Here is a 21,490-nt window from a genome sequence, read left to right as displayed (position 1 = left end):
GTTCCGTTCACCACGGCGCCACGAACCGGCCGGTCAACCCCACCCCAATCCCACCGACTAGGATCGAATGCCGTGACCTTGCGCCTTTTTGACACCGACACGCGGACCATGCGGGAATTCACCCCGCTGGTCCCCGGCCGTGCCTCGGTGTATCTGTGTGGGGCCACCGTGCAGGGGCAACCCCATATCGGTCATGTGCGCAGTGGCGTCGCCTTCGACGTGCTGCGTCGCTGGTTGCTCGCGCACGACTACGACGTGCAGTTCATCCGCAATGTCACCGATATCGACGACAAGATCCTGAACAAGGCCGCCGAAGCGGGCAGGCCGTGGTGGGAATGGGCAGCGACCCATGAGCGCGCGTTCGACAAGGCCTACGAGACGCTCGGCGTGCTGCCGCCCTCGGCCGAACCGCGCGCCACCGGTCATATCACCCAGATGGTCGAGCTGATGCAGCGGCTGATCGAGCGCGGTCATGCGTATGCCGCCGACGGCGATGTCTATTTCGATGTGGTGAGTTGGCCTGATTACGGTGAGCTGTCGGGCCACAAACTCGACGACGTGCACCAGGGTGAGACCCCGACCCGCGGCAAACGCGACCCCCGCGACTTCACGCTGTGGAAGGCCGCCAAGCCCGGCGAGCCGAGCTGGCCGTCGCCATGGGGTCCCGGCCGTCCCGGCTGGCACCTGGAATGCTCCGCGATGGCCGAGTTCTATCTGGGGCCGGAATTCGATATCCACTGCGGTGGAATGGATTTGATTTTCCCGCACCACGAGAACGAGATCGCCCAGTCCAAAGCCGCGGGCGACGGTTTCGCGCGGTACTGGCTGCACAACGGCTGGGTGACGATGGGCGGGGAGAAAATGTCGAAGTCACTCGGCAACGTGCTCTCGGTGCCGAATGTCCTCACCCGGGTGCGCCCGGTAGAATTGCGTTTCTACTTGGGCAGCGCGCATTACCGCTCGATGCTCGAATACTCCGACAAGGCACTCGACGACGCGGTCGCCTCGTATCAGCGCATCGAAGCCTTCGTGCAGCGAGTGCTGGACCGGGCGGGCGAGGTGCCGATCGGAAAATGGACCGACGGATTCGCCGCCGCGATCGATGACGATCTGGCAGTCCCGAAGGCGCTCGCCGAAATTCACCACGTGGTGCACGAGGGCAATCGCGCGCTGGAAGCGGGTGCGGTGGAGACCGCGGTCGAACTGGCCGGTCAGGTGCGGGCGATGCTGGGAATTCTCGGCGTCGACCCGCTCGACGAACAGTGGTACACCCCCGCCGACAATTCGGCGGCGATCGACGCGCTCGACGTGCTCGTCCGCACGGAGCTGGATCGCCGCGCGAACGCGCGGGCCGACAAGAACTGGGCAGAAGCCGATGCCGCACGGGATCGGCTCATCGCCGCGGGTATCGAGGTAACCGATACCCCGCAGGGGCCGGAATGGTCGCTGGGCGCATCGAGCGGAAAGGCGAACTGATGGCAGGCAATTCACAGCGACGCGGAGCAGTCAGGAAGAGCGGCACCAAGAAGGGTGCCGTCGCCGGTTCCGGCGGGAAGCATCGCCGCGGTCTCGAGGGCAGGGGCGCGACTCCGCCCGCGTCCGAGCGCACCAAGCACCCCGCCGCCAAGCGGGCCAGAGCCGCGGCCAAAGCCAATGCGGCACAGGGTCGGCCGACCGGAAAGTCCGGCGTTCCGCGTGCGGGACGCAAGTCCGACGAGGGTCCCGAGTTGGTGCTCGGCCGCAACCCCGTCCTCGAGTGTCTGCGCGCCGACGTGCCCGCGACCGCCCTGTACGTGGCGGTCGGCACCGAGAACGACGACCGGCTCTCGGAGAGCGTGCAGCGCGCCGCCGACATGGGCATCTCCATCCTCGAGGTGCCCCGCACCGATCTGGACCGGCTGAGCGCCAACGGAATGCACCAGGGCGTGGCCCTGCAGGTGCCGCCGTACCGCTACGCACACCCCGACGACTTGATGGACCGGGTGAAGGCCACCGCCGAACCCGCGCTGCTGGTCGCGCTCGACAACATCACCGACCCCCGCAACCTCGGTGCCGTCATCCGCTCGGTGTCCGCGTTCGGCGGACAGGGTGTGGTGATCCCGCAGCGTCGTAGCGCCAGCGTCACCGCCGTGGCATGGCGTACCAGCGCCGGTGCCGCCGCCCGGCTGCCCGTCGCACGGGCGACCAATCTGACTCGCACGCTGAAGGATTGGGCCTCGAACGGCATCCAGATCGTGGGCCTGGACGCCGACGGCGACACCACCCTCGACGACTTCGACGGCAGCGTCCCGACGGTCGTCGTGGTCGGTTCCGAGGGCAAGGGCCTGTCGCGGCTCGTTCGCGAGAACTGCGACTCGATCCTGAGCATCCCGATGGCGGGCCCGGTCGAGTCGCTCAACGCCTCGGTCGCCGCGGGCGTCGTCCTCGCCGACATCGCCAGGCAGCGCCGTCTGGGCTGAGTCCGCGCGGTTGACGGGCAAAACTGCTCTGTCACCGTACAATTCGTGCTGTGGCGATCCCTAATCAGCCGATCGGCGAAACGGTCGAGCACCCGCAGGCCAACCTGATCCTTGTGCTCGGGCTGCTCAGCCCGTTCTGCTGTGGGCTCTTCGGGCCGGTCGCGTGGGTGCTCGGCAAGCGGGCACTCAACGACATCGACGCGTCCTACGGTGCGCTCAGCGGCCGGTCTCAGGTGATGATCGGCTATATCGCGGGCATCTTCGGCACCATCTGCATGCTGCTGTTCGCGATGCTGTACCTGGCCGGGTCCTGCAACGGGAACTTCTGAGGCTCAGTCCAGGCTCGGGCGCACGCCGGGCGCGTCCCAGGCGGGCCATTCGCCGCTGACGCTGCCGGTCCAGTTCGGCGGGCGACGCTCCTTGAACGCCACCATCGCCTCGCCGCCGTCGACGCTCTTGGCAACCTGCGCGTTGAGCTCGGATTCGAGCTGCCCGACCACCGCAGGCGTCATGCCGAGGCTCTCCCAGATCAGCCGCTTGGTGAGCGCGACCGGCAGGGGAGCGGTCCCGGTGGCGATGTCGTGGGCCACCGCCATCGCGGTCATGAGCACCTCGTCGGCGGGCAGTGCGGCATTGGCCAGCCCGAGTGACTTGGCTTCGTCACCGTCGAAGGTGCGCCCGGTGAGCATGATGTCGGCGGCGTTGGCCAGGCCGGCCAGGCGCGGCACCGTCCAGTGCGCGAACCCGTCGGCGAGCACCCCGCGACGCACCTGATTCAGCCCGTACACCGCGTCGCGCGCGAAATAGCGCAGGTCGCACTGGAGAGCCAGCGCCAGCCCGATACCGACCGCGTGCCCGTTCACCGCGGCGATCACCGGTTTACGGACCTGCCAGGGGGGCGGATCGAGGGTGGCGCTCACGTCGCCACCGCGCGCGGCCAGGTCGGCGCCCGCGCAGAAGGCAGGCGGCGTGCCGGTGATCACGACGGCGCGGATCGCGTCCTCGGTATCGCACCGGCGAAGGGCGGCGCTCAGCTCGGCCGCCATCGTCGGGGTGACGGCGTTCTGCTTGGCTGGTCGGTTGAGCGTCAGTAGCGCGACGCCGCCTTCGACATCGACGAGCAATTCCGAACTCATGGGATGGAATCGTACTAGCGACCGGCCAGCAAGTGTCTGCCGATCGCGTACTTGTGCACTTCCGTCGGCCCATCGTAAAGACGGAACGCGCGCATGTCCCGGAACAACATCTCCACCACCGTCTCGTCGCTGATCCCGATCCCGCCGAGCACCTGCACACAGCGATCGGTGACCTTGAACAGTTCCTCGGACACATACGACTTGGCCATCGACGATTCGTGCCTGGCCTGCTGCCCCTGATCCATCAGCCAGCAGGCGTGCCAGATCGTCAGTCTGCACTGGTGCAGCGCCACCTCGTTGTCGGCGAGCATGAACGACACGCCCTCGTGTTCGCCGATCGGCTTGCCGAACGCGGTGCGGGTACGCGCGTAGTCCAGCGCGATGGACTGGGCGCGGGCCGCCGCGCCGAGCCAGCGCATGCAGTGTGTGAGCCGGGCGGGGGCGAGCCGTAATTGCGCGTACCGCAGGGCTTGTCCGGTGCGCCCGAGCACGGCCGTCGGCGGCAGCGTGAGATTGTCGAACCGGACGACCGCGTGCCCGCCGACGTAGTTGCGGTCCATCGTGTTCATGATCCGCTCGATCACGATGCCGGGCGCGTCACCGTCGGCGAGGAACAGGGTCGGCCCGGCGGGCAGGTGGGGGTTCTCGGCGAGCAGGGCCATGATGATCCAGGTCTTGGCGCCGTCGGCGCCGGTGATCAACCACTTGAGGCCGTTGATCACGAAGTTCTCGCCGTCGAACACCGCCTCGGTGCTGAGCTGTCCGGGATCCGAACCGGCCCCACCGGGCTCGGTCATCGCGAACACCGAGCGTTGTTCACCGCGGATCACCGGCATCAGATACTGGTCGACCTGCTCCGGGTCGGCGACCTTGCCGAGCAGAAACATGTTCCCCTCGTCGGGCGCGGCGCAGTTCATGGCGACCGGTCCGAGCGTGGACCACCCCGCCGCCTCGTACACCAGCGCCTGCTCGACGTGGCTGAGTCCGAGCCCGCCGTATTCCACCGGCGCCTGCACGGTCAGCAGCTTCTCGGCGCGGGCCAGTTCGACGAGTTCGGCCCGCAGGTCGTCGTTCGGGCCGTGCGCGGTGAGCCGGGGATCGCGCTCGAACGGCACGATCTGCTCGACGACGAAGGCGCGAACCCGATCTCGCAGTGCGGCCAGATCATCCGGAACGGTGAAGTCGATCATGCTGGCCATTCTGCGCGCCGACCTACGTGGTTCGCGGCCGTTCGGGCATCGGAGCGGGTTCAGCGCGCGTGCGCGAGTTGCCGATTGCGATGTCCGACGACCCGGCACACCAGGTAGATGCTGAACGAGATCGCGGTGACGAAGGTCGACACCGGAACACCGGGCGCCAGCGACAGCAGCAGCCCGCCGACCGCGGCGACCTCGGCGAAGATCACCGACAGCACGGTCGCCCGCATCGGGCTCGAGGTCACCTGCGCGGCCGCGGCCGCAGGGGTGATCAGCAGCGCGAGCACCAGCAGCGCGCCGACGATCTGCACGCCGAACGCGGCGGTGATCCCGAGCAGTACCGCGAACACCACCGACAGCGCCCGCACGGGCACCCCGCGCGCGATCGCGACCTCGGGATCGGAGCTGGCGAACAACAGCGGCCGATACACCACGGCCAGCACGGCGAGCACGCCCGCGGTGCAGGTGACCAGCAGCGCGAGCCCGTCGTAGCCGACCCCGGCGACCTGCCCGGTGAGCAGCGAGAATTTCGACCCGGCCCGTTCCGGCGCGAGCCACAGGAACAGCACCGACAACCCTAGCCCGAACGACAGCACCACCGCGATCACCGAATCGCGTTCGCGCGCACGAGAACCCAGCCACCCGAACAGCACGGCCGCGACCACCGAACCGGCGATCGCCCCGAAGCCGACCCCGACCCCGACGAGCAGGGCCGCCGACGCGCCGGTGAGCGAGAGCTCGCTGGTGCCGTGCACGGCGAACGACATCTGCCTGGCGACGATCAGCGGTCCGATCAAGCCTGCCAGCAACCCGAGCAGGGCACTGGCCAACAGCGCCTGCTGCACGAAGTCGTAGCCGAGCAGGTTCGCGGTGGTGGCGAAGTCGAACATCTGCTGGAACACCTTGGTGAGCTTTTCCATCAGGCGGTACCGCCCAGGGCGTCCATATCGTCGCCGGTGCCGACGACCACCAGGCGGCCGCGCACCCGCAGTACCTCGACCTCGGTGCCGTAGAGCTCCGACAGCGTCTGCGAGGTCATCACCTCATCGGGCGTACCGATCCGGAAGCCACCGTCCACCAGGTAGAGCACCCGGTCCACCAGCGGCAGGATCGGGTTGATCTCGTGGGTCACGAACAGCACCGCGGTGTCGTGTTCGCGGCGGCGCTTGTCGACCAGTTCGGCGACCAGCCGCTGGTTCGCCATGTCCAGGCTCAGCAGCGGTTCGTCGCACAGCAGTACCGACGGGTCGCCGACCAGGGCCTGCGCGACCCGCAACCGCTGCTGCTCACCACCGGACATCGTCTCCAGCGACGCGTGCGCGAACGACCCGGCACCCACCGCGGCGATGGCCCGCTCGACCTTCTCGGCCCGGCTGCGACGCCCGCGCCATCCGAGCCCCCACCGATGCCCGTCCACGCCGAGGCCGACCAGGTCGACGCCGCGCAGTTGCACGCCGGCGTCGATGGTCTTCTGCTGCGGGATGTAGCCGATGCCCGGATTACCGACCCCGGCTCGCCTGCCCGCGATCTCCGCGCTGCCCGAGCTCAGTTCGAGGGTGCCGAGCAGGGCGCGCAGCAGTGAGGTCTTGCCCGAGCCGTTGGGTCCGAGGACGGCGATGAACTCACCCGGCCGCACGTCGAGGTCGAGGTCGCGCCAGAGGGTGCGGTCGCCGAAGGCCATCCTCGCCCCGCGCAGCCGGATCGCCGCGTCGGCGGTCTCGATGTCCGGTGCGGCGGTGGTGTCCGACAGTGCGGTTGCCTCGGTCATGGGGGTCCTCAGCGCAGGGCCGCGGCGAGCGCCTTGGCGTTGGCGGTCTGCCACTGGATGTAATCCATTCCGGCGGGCAGGGTTTCGGTGACCTCGACAACGGCGATGCCCGCGGACTGCGCGGTGGCCCGCAGGTCCTGGGTGATCTTGTCCTCGGTCTGGGTGTTGTAGATCAGTGCCTTGACCTGCTTGGCGGTGATCAGGTCGCGGGTGGCGGCGACGGCGGCCGGGGCCGGGTCGGTCTCCTGCTCGATCGCTTCCTGGAACTCGTGCGGGGTCTTGTCCTGCGCGGTCGCGGCCGTGAGCAGGTAGTGCGCGAGCGGCTCGGACTGGGCGACCGGCGCGTTCGGTGTCTGGGTGGCGATGGTGCCGGTGATGGTGCTGACGCCGATCAGCTGATTCTTGAAGGCGACCGCGCGCTCGGTGTAGGCGTCGGCGTGCGCGGCGTCGACCTGGCCGAGCTGTGCCGCGATCCGATCGGCGACGGCGGCGACGGTGCTCACGTCGTACCAGACGTGCTCGTTGTCGTCGTTCTTGTCCGCGCGCTGCTCGAACGCCTCGACGGTCCGCTTGTCCTTGCCCGAGATGGCCTTCTCGATGAACTCGTCGTAGTGCCCACCGTTGAACACGACGAGATCCGCGTCACTGATCTTGGCGGTGTCGGTGGCCGAGGTCTCGAACGAATGCGGATCGGCGGCGGGATCGCTGATGATCGAGGTCACCTGGGCATCCGGCCCGGCGACGGCGGACGCCACCGAACCCCACACATTGGTGGAGGCGACGATCTGGGGGGTATCGGAATCGCTGGAGCTGGTACCGCAGGCACTGAGGACGACCACGGCCGCCACCCCCGCCGTGAGACCGGCAAACAAGCGGGCGAATCGAGGGTTCACGCGGCACTCCTGGCGAGCAAGCTCTAGATCGTAATGGAAATCGTTACCGTTTTAGATTAGCAGCTTCGAATACCCAGTACGAACCGCATCGAAAAGCCGGGCTCGAAATTCGAACCCGGCTTTCTCGAGCGTTGTCAGACCAGGGCGTTGACCGGCTGGCTGAGCAGTTGGGCGCAGCGCAGCAAACCCAGGTGGCTGTACGCCTGGGGGTGGTTACCGAGGGAACGTTCGGCGACCGGGTCGTATTCCTCGCTGAGCAGGCCGGTGGGGCCCGCGGCGGCGACGAGCTGGGCGAACAGCGCCTCCGCATCGGAGCGCCTGCCGATCAGCAGGTACGCCTCCACCAGCCAGGCGGCACACAGGTGGAAGCCACCTTCGCCGCCGGGCAGCCCGTCGTCGTGGTGGTAGCGGTACACCGTGGCGCCGCTGCGCAGTTCGGCCTCGGTGGCCACCACCGTCGCGGCGAAGCGCGGGTCGGCGGGATCGATCAGGCCGCTCAGGCCGATGTGCAGGGTGGCCGCGTCCAGGTCGGTGCCGTCGTAGGCGGCGGTGTAGGACTGGACCTCGTCGTTCCAGCCCTTCGCCTTCACCTCGTCGGCGATCGTGTCGCGCAGGCTCACCCAGTCGGGATCGGGGGTGCGATCGAAACGGTCGGCCAGGGTCAGGGCACGGTCGATGGTGAGCCAGCCCATCACCTTCGAGTACACGTGGTGGCGCGGATTCCCGCGGATCTCCCAGATGCCGTGGTCGGGTTCGGTCCAGCGGCGCTGCACCGCCGACACCATCGCGTGCACCAGTTCCCAGTCGGCATCCGGCAGTGCCTTGGCCGGGGCGGTGATGCCCTGACGCTCGCGCTCGTGCGCCATCGAGGTGATCAGGTCGACGATCGGCCCGAACACGTCGAGTTGCACCTGCATATTGGCCGCGTTGCCCACGCGCACCGGCCGCGACCCGGCGTAACCGGGCAGCAGGTCGATCACGGCCTCGGGCGGCAGCGTCTCGCCGTAGATCGTGTACAGCGGGTGCAGGCGCTCCGGCCCCGGCAGGGTGTCGAGCACCTTGTGCACCCAGCCGAGGAACTCCTCGGCCTCGGTCAGCGAGCCCAGGGTCACCAGTGCCTGCGCGGTCAGCGACGCGTCACGCAGCCAGCAGTAGCGGTAGTCCCAGTTGCGCACGCCGCCGATGTCCTCGGGCAGCGAGGTGGTGGCCGCGGCCAGGATCGACCCCGACGGGCGATGGACCAGCCCGCGCAGGGTGAGCGCCGAACGCTTCATCAGATCCGGCTTGAGCGGCGGCAGCAGCAACTCCGAGGCCCACTGCGACCAGTACTGCTCGGCGAGCTGGCGGCGCTGCGGCTCCGGGGTCATCGAGGGCGCGAGATCTGCTGTTCCGCATCGCAATTCGAGCACGACCGGCCCGAGCGACGGGTCGACCACCGCGCGCGCCTGCTCGTTGGTGCCGTCGGACAGGATCTCCCATTCCACACCGGGGGAGCGAAGCACCATCGGATCATTGGTGCCGCTGACCTGAATTCCGCTGCGTACGGCCTGCATTCGCACCGGCACCTGGCCGAACTCCGGCTGCGGCGCGAAGATGACCACGGCCTTCGCGGCGCCGGTGATCACCCTGGTCAGATCGGTGCGATCGGGAGCGACGTCGTGCGGCAGGTAGTCGGCCACTTGCAAACTGGCCCACCGTGTCTCGACCGTCATCGTGCCGTCCACATACCGCTGCGACAGCGGCAGGCTCGGCCGCTCCGGCGCCACCGTGAAGTGTCCGGCCGCCGCGCCGCCGAGCAGATGCGCGAACACCGCCGCCGAATCCGGTTCGGGGTGGCAGAGCCAGGTGACCGTCGCGTCGGGGGTGAGCAGCGCGACCGAGCGCGGGCTGGCCAGCATGCTCAGCCGCTCGATCCGGGGGGCGCTCGCCCCGGCCAGCCAGGTGCGCCGCTCCTCGACGAGGAACGCCAGCGCGCGCGCCACGTCCTCGGTGGAGTTCACATGCAGCTTGGCGATGCTCTCGCCCTCGCCGACCTTGATGCCGACATCCGGTCCCGAGAGCACCCGGAACGCCTTCTCGTCGGTCACGTCGTCGCCGAAGAACACTGCGGCGGAGGCGCTTTCCTGATGGCGGATGGTGTCGAGCGCGGTGCCCTTGTCGGTGGGGATCACCGCGAGCTCGATCACCGCCTTGCCTTCGGTCACCTGCACGCCCACCCAGCAGGCCGGGCCTTGGCGCACGGAAGTCAGTGCGCGCCTGCCGATTTCGGGGCTGGCGTTGCGCACGTGCAGCGCGGCGCTGGCCGGCTTCATCTCGACGGTCACGCCCGGGTTCTCGGCGGCGATCTTCGAGAACGCGGAATTGATCTCTGTCAGTAGCTGTTTGGCGTCGTTGTCGATCGCGTGCACGAAGCCGACGTCGAACTCCGAGCCGTGACTACCGATCAGCTGCACCTCGACCGGCAGGCGCGACAGCGCCGCCAGGTCTCGGAGCGCTCTACCGGAAATCACCGCCGCAGTAGTGTTCGCCAACCCCGCCAGCGCGCGTAGCGCGCTCACCGATTCCCGCTGGGGAAACGCTTTCGACGGGTCGGACACGATCGGGGCGATGGTCCCGTCGTAGTCCGAGGCAACCAAGAGCCGTGGCACGCGCGCAACCGACGCCAGTGCACGGCGGACATCCAAGGGCAGTTCCTGTGCGCTCACGCATCCAACCTAGTGATGGGAGGAGTTGATCAGGGGGCGCGAAAAACAATACTGCGTCAATTTTGCCGCGCGAGCGGCGCGGCGCGTTGTGCGCACTATCCCCGGTCGTTTGCTCGCGACCTTACGGCAAATTCCGTCCCGGCGGCCCACCGCCCTCCGCCGGATTCGTCGAGCTCACCGGGCATACGAGGGCGCGGCGAGGCACGCGCGCCCGGTAGATGCGATGTTTCGCATATGCGACGTCGGCTATGCATCTTCCTACTGGAAGGCGCACAGCCGACGGGTGTCAACAGCGATGGGCGATTTGTGATGTTGCGGTGGTGAGCTTTGCCGGGTTGCTGGGTTATCCGCGATCGCCCAGCAACAGGTCGACGGTGAGCTCGAGTCGTTCCGTGACATCGGTCGCGGACGCGCGCCGGGTGAGCCAGGCCACCAGGTTCGACAGCCACACATCGGAGATGACGCGGGCGATGGCGAGCTGACGGTCGTCGGGTTCGCCGTCGCTCATCGCGCGGGCGAAGACCCGGTCCATCACCTTGCCCACCCGATCCACTTCCGCGGCGGCCGAGGCGTCGGCGAACATGAACGCGCGCGTCATCGCCTCGGTGAGCAGGGGGTCGCGCTGCATCATCCGGGTGATCTGGGTGAGCAGGGTGTGCATGCGCTCGGACGGGCCGTCGCCGTCGGGTAGTGGCTTGCGCTTGCCCTCGAACATCTCGAATTCCCTGGCCAGCGCCGAAACGAGCAGGTGAACCTTGGACGGGAAATAGCGGTACAGCGTGCCGACGGCCACATCGGCGCGCTCGGCGACCGCACGCATCTGCACGGCGTCGTAGCCGCCCTTGGAGGCGAGCGCGAGGGTCGCGTCGAGGATGCGCTTGCGCCGGTCGCGCTGTGCGCTGGAGCTGAGCTCGTCCTCGGACAGCGTCGTCACGGTGGGCGTTGGTGCGGGACTGTCCATCGTGGAAACCCTTTCGCTTCAGTGGCAATTCATCGGCCGAGCCGTGCCCGGAGCTTAGTGCGAGTGTAGGTCTCTTGACTTATACCCGGCTTAGATATTAGAACATGTTCTAGAAGTGCGAACCACGCCGGAAGGGCGGATCTTCTTGTGACCATCGCCACCACTGACGAGCACAAAGCCGTCGCGGCATCGCTGCGAGGCTGGGCGAGCACGGTCGCGCCGATTGAAACAATGCGGGCCGGCGGCTCGACCGCCTGGCGCGGGTACTGGACCGGGCTGAGTGAGTTCGGGCTGTTCGAGGTCGCGCTGCCCGAGGACAATGGCGGTCTCGGTGGCACCGTGGCCGACCTCGCGGTGATGCTCGAGCAGACCGGCGACGACCTGGTCGGCGGTCCGGTGCTGGCCACCGCGCTGGCCGGGCTGATCACCGACGGCGTGTTCGCCGACGGCACGCCGTGCGCGGTCGCGGTGCCCGGCGACGAGCAGCCCGCGAAGGCGGTCGCCACCGATACGGGCTGGACTGTCTCCGGCACTTGGGATTTCGTCTACGGCGCCGATGAGCTGACCCGAGTTCTCGTGCCCGCCAACACCATCGACGGCACCCGTTGGCTGCTGCTGCCCGCCGAAGCGGTGACGGTGACGTCGCTGGCACACGGCGACCACACCGTGCCGCTGGCGCGGGTCAGCGCCGCCGAGGTGGCCGTACCGGCCGATCACGGCTTCGCGCCGACGGCCGATGTCACCGATCTCTTCGTAGCGCTCGCGGTAGCGGAGCTGGCCGGCATCGCCGGCTGGACCCTGCGTACCGCGGTCGAATATGCCCGTGTCCGTGAACAATTCGGCAAGCCGATCGGCAGCTTCCAGGCGATCAAGCACCTGTGCGCCTGGATGCTGTGCCGCACCGAGCTGATCCGCGCGGTCGCCGCCGACGCCGCCGCCGCGATCGACGAGGGCGGCGACGAGCTTCCGATCGCCGCGGCTGTGGCCGCCTCGGTGGCCCTCGACGCCGCCGTCGACAACGCCAAGGACGCCATCCAGGTGCTCGGCGGCATCGGCTTCACCTGGGAACACGACGCGCACTTCTACCTGCGCCGGGCGAGCTCGCTGCGCCAGCTCCTCGGTGGTTCGGCGCGCTGGCGCGCCCGTGTCGCCGAGCTCACCAGGGCAGGCCGGCGCCGCACCACCGGCGCCGAACGGGTGCTCGGTGACGCCGCTGTCGACACCGCGCTGGCGGACGAGGTCGCCGCGATCGCCGCCCTCGAGCCCGCCGACCAGGCGCGCGCGCTGGTGGAAGCGGGCATGGTGATGCCGCACTGGCCGCGGCCCTACGGCCGTGCCGCCGATCCGATGACCTGCCTGCAGATCGCCGAACAGCTCCGTCGCGCCGAGCTGACGACCCCCGACCTCGCCGTCGCGGGCTGGGCTGTGCCGACGCTGTTGCGCTTCGGCACCGAGGAGCAGATCGAACGCTACGTCTGGCCGACCCTGCACGGCGAGGTCATCTGGTGTCAGCTGTTCAGCGAGCCGGGCGCGGGTTCCGATCTCGCCGCTCTGCGCACCACCGCCGAGAAGGTCGACGGCGGCTGGGTGCTGCGCGGCCAGAAGGTGTGGACCTCGCTCGGCTCCACCGCGAACTGGGGCATCTGCCTGGCCCGTACCGATCCGGCCGCGGCCAAGCATCGCGGCATCAGCTACTTCCTCGTCGATATGCGCGCCGCGGGCGTGCAGGTGCGGCCGCTGGTGCAGATCACCGGCGAGGAGAAGTTCAGCGAGGTCTTCCTCGATGACGTGTTCGTGCCCGACGATTGCCTGGTCGGCGCACTGAACAACGGCTGGAAGATCGCGCGCACCACGCTGTCGGCGGAGCGGGTCGCGATGGGCGGCGGCGGTATCGGTGGCGCGCTCGAAGCCCTGCTCGACCGTTTTCCGGTCGGTGGATGGGGAACAGAACTGCGTGAGGACCGTTTCGGCGCGCTGATCACGTCCTCGGTTGCTGGATCATTGCTGGAACAGCGGATCGCGGTGGCGACGATGGCGGGCGTCGACGCGGGCGCCCAAGCCGGTGTCCGCAAACTGGTCGGTGTCCGGCATCGGCAGGAGCTGGCGGAATACGCGCTGGAACTTGTCGGCCAAGAAGGTTCCCTGGACAGTGATGCTCTGAAAGAATTCCTGCTTACGCGGTGTCTCTCGATTGCGGGCGGTACCGAGCAGATCCTGTTGACCGTGGCCGCCGAACGAATTCTCGGCCTGCCGCGCGATGCGGACAGTTAGCTCGATGAGGGAGGACGCCGTGGATTTCACCCGCGACGAAAGCGCCGACGCCGTAGCCGAGGTAGTGGTAAGCCTGCTCGAACGTGAGCCGGCCAGGGACATGGCCCTGTGGCCGAGCCTGGTCGACTCCGGTCTGCTGGCCGTGCCGGTGCCGGAACGGTTCGGCGGCGACGGTATGGGACTGCTCGAGGTATCGGCCCTGCTCATGGAGCTGGCCACCGATGCCGCGGCGGTCCCGGCGCTGCCGACCTTCGGGTTCGGTGTGCTGCCGCTGCTCGGTGTGCTGTCGGACGAACTGGCCGAACGGGTGCTCGCCGAGGTCGGCAAGGGCACCGTGCTCACCGCCGCGCTCAACGAACCGGGCGCGCCGTTCACCACCGCGCCCACCACCGAGGCCGTGCGCGCGGGCGACACGGTGCGGATCACCGGGCGCAAGTCCGGCGTGATCTACGCCGAGCAGGCACGGTGGATTCTGGTGCCCACCGATGCCGGTGTGGCACTGGTCGATTCGGTCGCGCCGGGGCTCGAGATCATCCCGGTGGCGGGCTCGGCGGGCATCCCGGAGGCGACGCTGGTCCTCGACGACGTCGAGATCCCGGCCGACCAGCTGCTGCCCGACGCGCTGCCCGTCCTGCATCGCCACGCGCTGGCCTGTATCGGCGCGGTCGCCGACGGCCTGTTGAAGGGCGCGCTCACGCTCACCGCCGAGCACGTGCGCACCAGGGAACAGTTCGGCAGGCCGCTGGCCGAATTCCAGGCCGTGGCTCAGCAGATCGCGGACCTGTACGTGGTCTCGCGCACGCTGCACGTGGCCGCGGAGTCGGCGTGCTGGGCGCTGGCGCAGCCGGACCTCTCGCCCCAGCACCAGTACCGCATCGACGAGGACCTCGACGTGCTCGCCTACTGGGCCGCGGCCGAAGTTCCGCGCGCCATGCAGAAATGTCACCACCTGCACGGTGGACTGGGTGTGGATATCACCCACCCGATGCACCGCTACTACTCGCAGGCCAAAGACCTCGCCCGGCTCCTCGGCGGTGCGGGTCTGCGGCTCGACCTTCTGGGAGCAAGATGTTCATCGATCTGACCGCCGAACAGCGGCGGTTGCGCGAAGAATTGCGTTCCTATTTCGCCGATCTCATCAGCCCGGCCGAGGCCGCGGCGATGGCGGTGGACCGGCACGGCGACACCTACCGCGAGGTGGTGCGCCGGATGGGCCGCGACGGCTGGCTCGGTGTCGGCTGGCCCAAGGAGTTCGGCGGCCAGGGGTTCGGCCCGATGGAACAGCAGATCTTCTTCAACGAGGCCGTCCGCGCCGATGTCCCGCTGCCGCTGGTCACCTTGCTGACCGTGGGGCCGACCCTGCAGAAGTACGGCACCGACGCGCAGAAGAAGAAATTCCTGCCCGGAATCCTGTCCGGTGACATCCATTTCGCCATCGGCTACTCCGAACCGTCGGCGGGCACCGACCTCGCCGCGCTGCGCACCACCGCGGTACGCGACGACGACGGTGACTGGATCGTCAACGGGCAGAAGATCTTCACCACCGGCGCCCACGAGGCCGACTACGTCTGGACGGCGTGCCGCACCGGCACGGTCGAGTCCCGCCACCGCGGCATCACGATCCTCATCGTCGATACCAAGGACCCCGGCTACTCCTGGACTCCGATCATCACCTGCGACGGCGCCCACCACACCAACGCCACCTACTTCGACGATGTGCGGGTGCCCGCGGACATGCTGGTCGGCGAGGAGAACCGCGGCTGGCGGCTGATCACCACCCAGCTCAACCACGAGCGGGTCAGCCTCGGCCCGTCGGGCAAGATCGAACAGCTCTACGACCGCCTGCGCGACTGGTCTGCCCAGCACGGCTTGCTCGGCGAGCCCGAGGTTCGGCGCGCGCTCGGCCGGGTGCGGACCATGGTGCGGCTCAACGAATTGCTGAACTGGCAGGTCGCGGCGGCCGACACCTCGGCGGCGCAGAACGCGGTGATCGCTGACGCCTCGGCCACCAAGATCTTCTCCACCGAGTCGCTGCAGGAAGCGGGCCGGGTGGTCGAGGAGATCATCGGCCGCTACGGCGACCCGGCCGAGCCCGGCACCGCCGAATTGCTCGGCTGGCTGGATCGGCGTACCAAGCAGAACCTCGTCGTCACCTTCGGCGGCGGCGTGAACGAGATCATGCGCGAACTGGTGGCCTCGGCCGGCCTCGAACTGCCGCGCGTACCCCGATGAACAAGGAGCGGCGCGTGCCGGAATCCCTCACCGCAGAAGAACTCGCAGAGGGCGCGGCGAAGATCGTCGCGGCGGGGGAGTCGGCGCCGCGCGCCGGTCGTGATCCGGTGAACCAGCCGATGATCCACAACTGGGTCGAGGCACTCGGCGACGCCAACCCGATCTACGTCGACGACGAAGCCGCCAGGGCAGCGGGGCATCCCGGCGTCGTCGCGCCGCCCGCGATGGCTCAGGTGTGGACCATGCAGGGTCTGCACGGTGTCCGTGCCGCCGACGACCCGATGAATCTCGCCAACGAGCTGTTCGACGCGGCGGGCTACACCTCGGTCGTCGCCACCAACTGCGAGCAGACCTACCACCGTTACCTGCGGCCCGGCGAACAGGTGCAGGTCACCAGCAAGCTGGCCGAAGTCAAGGGCCCCAAGCGAACCGGGCTGGGCGACGGCTGGTTCCTCACCTACGCCACCACCTGGACGGTCGGCGACGAGGTGGTCACCGAAATGCTGTTCCGGCTGCTGAAGTTCGCACCCGGCACGGCCGCCGCGCAGCCCGCGGCGGACGGTATCGAGACAGCGCCCGAGGGGCGGGTCGGCCCGGTGATCTCGCGCGACACCGAATTCTTCTGGGCCGGTACCGAAATCGGCGAGCTGCGGATCCAGCGGCTGCCCGACGGTTCGTTGCGGCACCCGCCGATTCCGGCCCTCTGGCAGGACAAGGCGGAGCCCACCGACTACGTCGTGGCGGCGGGCACCGGCACGGTGTTCAGCTTCGTGGTGCACCATGCGCCGAAGGTGCCCGGTCGCGACCTGCCCTTCGTCGTAGCCCTGGTGGAACTCGACGAAGGCGTGCGCGTGCTCGGCGAACTGCGGGGCATCGACCCGGCGGACGTCGCCATCGACGTGCCCGTCCGCGTCGCCTTCGAAAAGCTCGCCGACGGAACCGTGCTGCCGTACTGGCAGGCCGTGTGATGACCGCAAAGGACGCCTCGATGACCCCCACGGTCGAACTCGCCACCATCGCAGTGGGAACTGTGCTGCCGGAGTTGGCGATTCACGCCGATCCCACCTTCGTGATCAGCACCGCCCTGGCCACCAGGGACTTCCAGGATGTGCACCACGACCGCGACAAGGCGGTCGAGCGCGGGTCGAGCGACATCTTCGTCAACATCCTCACCGACACCGGTCTGGTGCAGCGCTTCGTCACCGACTGGGCCGGTCCGCGTGCGCTGGTCAAGCGCATCGCTCTTCGTCTCGGCGTGCCGCTGTACGCCGGTGACACCCTGACCCTTTCCGGCACGGTCACCGAGATCGACGGCACCCAGGTCACCATCGACGTGCACGGTAAAGACAGCCTCGGCGAGCACATCACCGCCACGGCCGTCATCGCCCTTCCCGATCTGGAGCCGAAATGAGCACCACCTCCGCCGAATCCGCCGGCCTTTCCGGTCACGCCGCCATCGTCGGCATCGGTGCCACCGACTTCTCCAAGGACTCCGGTCGCAGCGAATTGCGGTTGGCCGCGGAGGCTGTCAGCGCGGCGCTGGCCGACGCGGGTCTCACGCCCGCCGATGTCGACGGCCTCACCACGTTCACCATGGACACCAACACCCAGGCCGCGGTGGCCAGGGCGGTCGGCATTCCGAGCCTGAAGTTCTTCAGCCACATCGGATACGGCGGCGGCGCGGCCTGCGCGACCGTGCAGCAGGCCGCGATGGCCGTGGCCACCGGGGTGGCCGATGTCGTGGTGGCCTATCGCGCGTTCAACGAACGATCCGGCGCCCGGTTCGGTCAGTTCTCGCCCGCGCTGGCCGCCGCGCCCACGTCGTCGGGGATCGACGCGGGCTGGGCCTATCCGCAGGGGCTCGGCACGCCCGCCGCGCAGGTCGCGATGGTCGCCCGCCGGTACATGCACGTCACCGGCGCGACCAGTGCCGATTTCGGGGCGGTGGCGGTCGCCGACCGCAAGCACGCCGCGGTGAACCCCAACGCCTTCTTCTACGGCAAGCCGATCACCCTGGAACAGCACCAGGATTCGCGCTGGATCGCCGAACCGCTGCACCTGCTCGACTGCTGCCAGGAATCCGACGGCGGGGTCGCCATCGTGGTCACCAGCGTCGAACGCGCCCGCGACCTCCCGCAGCGCCCCGCGATCATCGCGGCCGCCGCTCAGGGCAGCGGCGCCGACCAGTACGTGATGACCAGCTACTACCGCGACGCCATGACCGGCCTGCCGGAAATGGGTCTCGTCGGCGACCAGCTGTGGGCGCAGAGCGGCCTGACCGCCGCCGACATGCAGGCCGCGATCCTCTACGACCACTTCACCCCGTTCGTCCTCATGCAGCTCGAGGAACTGGGCTTCTGCCCCCGTGGCGAAGCCAGGAACTTCATCGCCGACGGCGCCATCGAGCTCGGCGGCCGCCTTCCGCTCAACACCCATGGCGGCCAGCTCGGTGAGGCCTATATCCACGGCATGAACGGCATCGCCGAAGCGGTTCGCCAGATCCGCGGCACCTCGGTCAACCAGGTCGAGGCCCTGGAACGCATCCTGGTCACCGCGGGCACCGGCGTTCCCACCTCCGGACTCGTCCTGACGTCGTAGCCTCGTACGCTCGACCGGGTGACTCCCCGCCACCTGGTCGACGTGCACGTCCTGCTGTTCCGCGGTGACGAGGTTCTGCTGAGCCTGCGCCGCAGCGGCGACGAGTTCGATCACCGCTGGCACCTGCCGTCGGGAAAGGTCGAAGCCGGCGAGTCGGTGGCGGCGGCAGCGGTCCGTGAAGCCGCGGAGGAGGTCGGGGTCGACATCGATCCCATCGCCCTACGGCTGTTCCACGTCGCCCACGTCACCGCCCCCGGGCGCGACTCCCGCCTCGGTCTGTTCTTCCGCGTCGAGGTTTGGCGCGGTGAGCCTTTCAATCGGGAACCCGATAAATGCTATGCATTGCAATGGTTTCCGCTGACCGAGTTGCCCGCCGACCTGATCGAGTATTCCGCGCTCGGATTAGCCGCGCTGAATTCGACCGCCACCTATTCCGAATTCGGCTGGCGGGACTGACCGCTCCTCAGGAAATCGGCCAGTGGCCGGGCGAGCTGGTCGACGGTGCCCGCTGATCCCGCGCGCAGTCCCGCGAACCGATCGAAGACGAGTCCTTCCAGCAGGGCGAGGAAGTCGTGGGCCCACTCGCGTGGTTCGGCGGCACCGAGGGCGATGAACAAGTCTGTCGCGCGGTCCAGCGAGAACAGGCTGCCTGCCAGGCGAGCGTGCAGTTCTGGGTCGGACAGGACCTCGATGATCAGGGCGTGCCGGGCGATCAGCGCGTTGCGGCGATGGAGGAGCAGCTGATCGAGCCAGGTCGCGATGTCGTGCGCGACCTGCACGGGATCCATCGGCGGACTTGCTGATTCTTCGCGCGCGACCTGCGTCAGATCTTCCGGGTGGGGCGTTGATTCGTACTGCGCGGCAACGAAATCCGCGCGTGAGCGAGTGGTGATCCCGTCGGCCACCGCCTCGATCAGGGCTCGTCGGGTGCGGAAGTAGTACGAGGTCGAACCCGCCGGCAGGGCCAGCTGGTTGTCCAGCGCGCGGTGGGTGAGCGCGCGGATTCCCCGGGTCGCGATGAGTTCGATGGCGCCCGCCACGATCTGTGCCCGCCGGTCTGTGGACATCGTCACCTCTCCTGGCCGTCGGCGACGGCCATCCTCTACAACTGTAGAGGAACGAGGAGGCTCGCATGAAACCCGACACCGTGGTGCTCGACCCCGCACAGCAAGCGGCCCTGCACGCGCTCGAATCACTGCTCGACCCGGTCGACGGGCACCCCGCACACCGTGGGCACCCCGCTCGACGCACCGGCCCGTTCGGCATCCCGCTCCCGCGCCTCGCTGACAGCGGCGGTCGGCGGGCCGGTCGCGGCGGCATCTACCTGCACGGCCGACCGGGCCGCGGCAAGACCATGGTGATGGACCGGTTCTTCGGCGCGGTCGAGACACGGCTCAAGCGCCGCTTCCACTTCCACAGCTTCTTCGCCGCCCTCCATACCGCCACGCACACCCTGGGTTCGATCGAACGTGCCATCGACGAACTCCTCGGCGACGCCGACCTGGTCTGCTTCGACGAATTCCACGTCACCGATATCGGCGATGCCATGCTCGTCGCCCGCATGCTCGAAGCCCTCTTCGCCGGCCACCGCACCCTCGTGGTCACCTCGAACTACCGGCCCCAGGAGCTCCTGCCCAACCCGCTGTTCCATGACGCGTTCCTGCCCACCATCGAGTTGATCCTCGCCCACCTCGATACGGTCGCTCTCGATGGACCACTCGACTACCGCACCCGCACGCCCCACCGCGACACCGGCTTCCTCGCGGGCCGCTATGTGCTCACGGTGGGTACCGGACCCCTGAAGGGTGTCGGCCTCGTCGACGTGCCCCTCGGCAACGGCCGGACCATCCGCGCCCACGCCGCCACCGATGCCATCACACTCGACTTCCACGACATCTGCGCCGCCCCCACCAGCGCCGCCGACTACCTCCGCCTGACCGAGCGCTACCGCCACTGGACCCTGCGCGAGGTCCCGCCACTGCGCGCGGTCCCGCCGGACTGGTCGATGCGGCTGGTGAATCTCGTCGATGTCCTCTACGACGCCGATCTCCCGTTCACCGTCCATGCCCCGGAGCGCCCGTACGACCTGACCGCCGGGGTCCCCGCGATTCCCGATCTGGCTCGCAGCGCCAGCCGTCTCGGTGAGTTGCCATTAACTGGCGTGTCAGACGTTCGCACTGCGTAGCAAGCCCTTGATCGCGGGGGGACAATAAGAGGGGAGGGGTCCAAAAGCATCGATTTCCTCTCGAGCGGACCACTCGGCATGTAACTATGTGGCTGTTTTGTGCAGTCTCTGGGGTTTGGTGGTACAGCTGTGATCGGGGTGAATCAGCCCATTACGCGGGCGATTGTCGTGATCGCACTGGTCGTCGCTTCGACGATCGCGTTGCAGGGCACGCTGCCCGGCTCCGGCGCGACCTCGACCGGAGCCCCTTCTCCGCTGCTCATCGCCGTGATGCCGGTCTTGCTGCTGGTCTCGATCGTCATCCTGGTCGCGGGCGTGATCGCCAGCCAGCATCGCCTGCCGCTGGCGATGCCGGAAGCCGAACGCGACGCCATGCCGCGCATCCAGTGGCGCAGGATGGCGCTGCTGGTCCCGGTCGCCGTCGCCGCGGTGGCACTGATCTTCGCAGGCGGGGTCACCGCACTGTTCCTGCTGCCCGGCGCCCGCCCGATGCGCCCGGCCGCCGAGACGCTCACCGAGGGCTCCGGCCCCGTCCCCACAACCGACACCCATGCCGCGGATCCCACCACCGGACCCACCGAACTCACCGGCACCGCCCTGGTGATCGCGGCGATCCTGGCCATCGTGCTGATCGTGGTCGCGCTGGTCGGCCTGGTCGTCGTGGCTGTCGCCGCGCGTCGTGAACCGGCCCCCGTCGCGCCCGTCGAGGACGAACCGTCCGCCAGCGAAGTCGACTCCCTCACGCGCGCCGCCGAAATGGGCCTCGCGGCGATGAACGCCCCGGGCCAGGATCCGCGCACCGCCATCATCGCCTGCTATGTGGCGATGGAGCGCGGTCTGTCCAGCGACCGTGCCGCCCGCCCGCTGGCCTCGGACACCCCGATGGAGGTGCTGGCCAGGGCCTTCGAAAGCGGTGTGCTGCACGATGCCTCGGCCCGCGAGCTGGTCGCGCTGTTCGAGGAGGCGCGGTTCAGCCCGCACTCGATGCTCGAATGGCAGCGCATGCGCGCCGAACAACTGCTGCGCATCGTCCTCACGGACCTGCAGCGCAGGCTGGTGACGGCATGAGCGGTCAGCGCCCGGAGG

The 21,490-nt window shown here is 68.7% G+C and carries 20 protein-coding genes; 12 read left to right on the top strand and 8 right to left on the bottom strand.

Annotation, left to right across the window (positions count from 1 at the left end):
* Positions 1–72 precede the first annotated feature (72 nt).
* From cysS to ACWF99_RS16095, 3 genes are read left to right on the top strand one after another with little or no spacing between them, the layout of a single operon-like run.
* A complete protein-coding gene (gene cysS, locus ACWF99_RS16105; RefSeq protein ID WP_378663359.1) occupies positions 73–1,476 on the top strand; it encodes a cysteine--tRNA ligase in 1,404 nt (467 codons plus the stop codon).
* Positions 1,476–2,459: a 23S rRNA (guanosine(2251)-2'-O)-methyltransferase RlmB gene (gene rlmB / locus ACWF99_RS16100; protein ID WP_378631574.1), complete on the top strand. Its 984-nt coding sequence runs from the start codon at positions 1,476–1,478 to the stop codon at positions 2,457–2,459. Before cysS ends, rlmB begins: the two co-directional genes overlap by 1 nt.
* Before the next feature lie 50 nt (positions 2,460–2,509).
* A complete protein-coding gene (locus ACWF99_RS16095) occupies positions 2,510–2,788 on the top strand; it encodes a DUF4190 domain-containing protein (protein ID WP_378631576.1) in 279 nt (92 codons plus the stop codon).
* 3 nt (positions 2,789–2,791) lie between these two features.
* Here the strand turns inward: ACWF99_RS16095 and ACWF99_RS16090 are convergent, their stop codons facing one another.
* The 7 genes from ACWF99_RS16090 to kstR all read right to left on the bottom strand — a co-directional run bounded on the left by ACWF99_RS16090 (position 2,792) and on the right by kstR (position 11,118).
* Positions 2,792–3,595, bottom strand: coding sequence for an enoyl-CoA hydratase/isomerase family protein (locus ACWF99_RS16090; protein ID WP_378631577.1), 804 nt, complete (start codon positions 3,593–3,595; stop codon positions 2,792–2,794).
* Positions 3,596–3,609: 14 nt separating this feature from the next.
* Positions 3,610–4,785 (bottom strand): acyl-CoA dehydrogenase family protein, encoded by a 1,176-nt coding sequence (locus tag ACWF99_RS16085; protein WP_378631579.1) that lies wholly within the window; start codon positions 4,783–4,785, stop codon positions 3,610–3,612.
* 59 nt (positions 4,786–4,844) lie between these two features.
* Positions 4,845–5,711 (bottom strand): metal ABC transporter permease, encoded by an 867-nt coding sequence (locus ACWF99_RS16080; RefSeq protein ID WP_378631580.1) that lies wholly within the window; start codon positions 5,709–5,711, stop codon positions 4,845–4,847.
* Complete coding sequence (locus tag ACWF99_RS16075; RefSeq protein ID WP_378663348.1) at positions 5,711–6,559, bottom strand: metal ABC transporter ATP-binding protein; 849 nt, start codon at positions 6,557–6,559, stop codon at positions 5,711–5,713. Before ACWF99_RS16075 ends, ACWF99_RS16080 begins: the two co-directional genes overlap by 1 nt.
* 8 nt (positions 6,560–6,567) lie before the next feature.
* On the bottom strand, positions 6,568–7,452 hold the full coding sequence (locus ACWF99_RS16070) for a metal ABC transporter solute-binding protein, Zn/Mn family (protein WP_378631583.1): 885 nt from the start codon (positions 7,450–7,452) through the stop codon (positions 6,568–6,570).
* A 134-nt stretch (positions 7,453–7,586) separates the two neighbouring features.
* Positions 7,587–10,157 (bottom strand): trehalose-phosphatase, encoded by a 2,571-nt coding sequence (otsB, locus tag ACWF99_RS16065; RefSeq protein WP_378631585.1) that lies wholly within the window; start codon positions 10,155–10,157, stop codon positions 7,587–7,589.
* Positions 10,158–10,500: 343 nt separating this feature from the next.
* Complete coding sequence (kstR, locus tag ACWF99_RS16060) at positions 10,501–11,118, bottom strand: cholesterol catabolism transcriptional regulator KstR (RefSeq protein ID WP_378631587.1); 618 nt, start codon at positions 11,116–11,118, stop codon at positions 10,501–10,503.
* A gap of 147 nt (positions 11,119–11,265) precedes the next feature.
* Between kstR and ACWF99_RS16055 the strand changes: the two genes are divergently transcribed.
* From ACWF99_RS16055 to ACWF99_RS16025, 7 genes are read left to right on the top strand one after another with little or no spacing between them, the layout of a single operon-like run.
* Positions 11,266–13,389, top strand: coding sequence for an acyl-CoA dehydrogenase family protein (locus tag ACWF99_RS16055; protein WP_452536472.1), 2,124 nt, complete (start codon positions 11,266–11,268; stop codon positions 13,387–13,389).
* Positions 13,390–13,393: 4 nt separating this feature from the next.
* The gene (locus ACWF99_RS16050) at positions 13,394–14,473 is read left to right on the top strand and encodes an acyl-CoA dehydrogenase family protein (protein WP_378663340.1); all 1,080 of its coding nucleotides are present in this window, start codon (positions 13,394–13,396) and stop codon (positions 14,471–14,473) included.
* A complete protein-coding gene (locus ACWF99_RS16045) occupies positions 14,458–15,621 on the top strand; it encodes an acyl-CoA dehydrogenase family protein (RefSeq protein ID WP_378631592.1) in 1,164 nt (387 codons plus the stop codon). The genes ACWF99_RS16050 and ACWF99_RS16045 overlap by 16 nt, the downstream gene beginning before the upstream one ends.
* Entirely contained in the window at positions 15,618–16,589 is a 972-nt protein-coding gene (locus ACWF99_RS16040) for a bifunctional MaoC family dehydratase N-terminal/OB-fold nucleic acid binding domain-containing protein (protein ID WP_452536469.1), read from the top strand. The genes ACWF99_RS16045 and ACWF99_RS16040 overlap by 4 nt, the downstream gene beginning before the upstream one ends.
* 20 nt (positions 16,590–16,609) lie before the next feature.
* Positions 16,610–17,032: a MaoC family dehydratase gene (locus tag ACWF99_RS16035; protein ID WP_452536467.1), complete on the top strand. Its 423-nt coding sequence runs from the start codon at positions 16,610–16,612 to the stop codon at positions 17,030–17,032.
* Entirely contained in the window at positions 17,029–18,219 is a 1,191-nt protein-coding gene (locus ACWF99_RS16030) for a lipid-transfer protein (protein WP_378631595.1), read from the top strand. Before ACWF99_RS16035 ends, ACWF99_RS16030 begins: the two co-directional genes overlap by 4 nt.
* Before the next feature lie 18 nt (positions 18,220–18,237).
* On the top strand, positions 18,238–18,675 hold the full coding sequence (locus tag ACWF99_RS16025) for an NUDIX domain-containing protein (protein WP_452536464.1): 438 nt from the start codon (positions 18,238–18,240) through the stop codon (positions 18,673–18,675).
* Here the strand turns inward: ACWF99_RS16025 and ACWF99_RS16020 are convergent.
* Positions 18,648–19,286, bottom strand: coding sequence for a TetR/AcrR family transcriptional regulator (locus ACWF99_RS16020; RefSeq protein ID WP_452536462.1), 639 nt, complete (start codon positions 19,284–19,286; stop codon positions 18,648–18,650). The genes ACWF99_RS16025 and ACWF99_RS16020 overlap by 28 nt on opposite strands.
* 65 nt (positions 19,287–19,351) lie before the next feature.
* On the opposite strand from ACWF99_RS16020, the gene zapE reads away from it, so the two are divergent.
* Positions 19,352–20,404 carry a cell division protein ZapE gene (gene zapE / locus ACWF99_RS16015; protein ID WP_452536460.1) on the top strand — a complete coding sequence of 351 codons (1,053 nt, stop codon included), beginning with the start codon at positions 19,352–19,354 and terminating at the stop codon, positions 20,402–20,404.
* A 138-nt stretch (positions 20,405–20,542) separates the two neighbouring features.
* Positions 20,543–21,472 carry a DUF4129 domain-containing protein gene (locus tag ACWF99_RS16010; protein ID WP_452536458.1) on the top strand — a complete coding sequence of 310 codons (930 nt, stop codon included), beginning with the start codon at positions 20,543–20,545 and terminating at the stop codon, positions 21,470–21,472.
* The last annotated feature ends 18 nt before the right edge of the window (positions 21,473–21,490 follow it).

It is taken from the genome of Nocardia sp. NPDC055002, assembly GCF_053608825.1.
This window is presented reverse-complemented; position numbering and strand designations above follow the sequence as displayed.

Excerpts from the sequence above, each read along its gene's own strand:
- zapE (WP_452536460.1), top strand. The coding sequence starts at position 19,352 with ATGAAACCCGACACCGTGGTGCTCGACCCCGCACAGCAAGCGGCCCTG.
- rlmB (WP_378631574.1), top strand. The coding sequence starts at position 1,476 with ATGGCAGGCAATTCACAGCGACGCGGAGCAGTCAGGAAGAGCGGCACC.
- ACWF99_RS16090 (WP_378631577.1), bottom strand. The coding sequence starts at position 3,595 with ATGAGTTCGGAATTGCTCGTCGATGTCGAAGGCGGCGTCGCGCTACTG.
- ACWF99_RS16030 (WP_378631595.1), top strand. The coding sequence starts at position 17,029 with ATGAGCACCACCTCCGCCGAATCCGCCGGCCTTTCCGGTCACGCCGCC.
- ACWF99_RS16050 (WP_378663340.1), top strand. The coding sequence starts at position 13,394 with ATGAGGGAGGACGCCGTGGATTTCACCCGCGACGAAAGCGCCGACGCC.
- ACWF99_RS16085 (WP_378631579.1), bottom strand. The coding sequence starts at position 4,785 with ATGATCGACTTCACCGTTCCGGATGATCTGGCCGCACTGCGAGATCGG.
- ACWF99_RS16020 (WP_452536462.1), bottom strand. The coding sequence starts at position 19,286 with ATGTCCACAGACCGGCGGGCACAGATCGTGGCGGGCGCCATCGAACTC.
- ACWF99_RS16035 (WP_452536467.1), top strand. The coding sequence starts at position 16,610 with ATGACCCCCACGGTCGAACTCGCCACCATCGCAGTGGGAACTGTGCTG.
- kstR (WP_378631587.1), bottom strand. The coding sequence starts at position 11,118 with ATGGACAGTCCCGCACCAACGCCCACCGTGACGACGCTGTCCGAGGAC.
- ACWF99_RS16040 (WP_452536469.1), top strand. The coding sequence starts at position 15,618 with ATGAACAAGGAGCGGCGCGTGCCGGAATCCCTCACCGCAGAAGAACTC.
- ACWF99_RS16080 (WP_378631580.1), bottom strand. The coding sequence starts at position 5,711 with ATGGAAAAGCTCACCAAGGTGTTCCAGCAGATGTTCGACTTCGCCACC.
- ACWF99_RS16075 (WP_378663348.1), bottom strand. The coding sequence starts at position 6,559 with ATGACCGAGGCAACCGCACTGTCGGACACCACCGCCGCACCGGACATC.
- ACWF99_RS16045 (WP_378631592.1), top strand. The coding sequence starts at position 14,458 with ATGTTCATCGATCTGACCGCCGAACAGCGGCGGTTGCGCGAAGAATTG.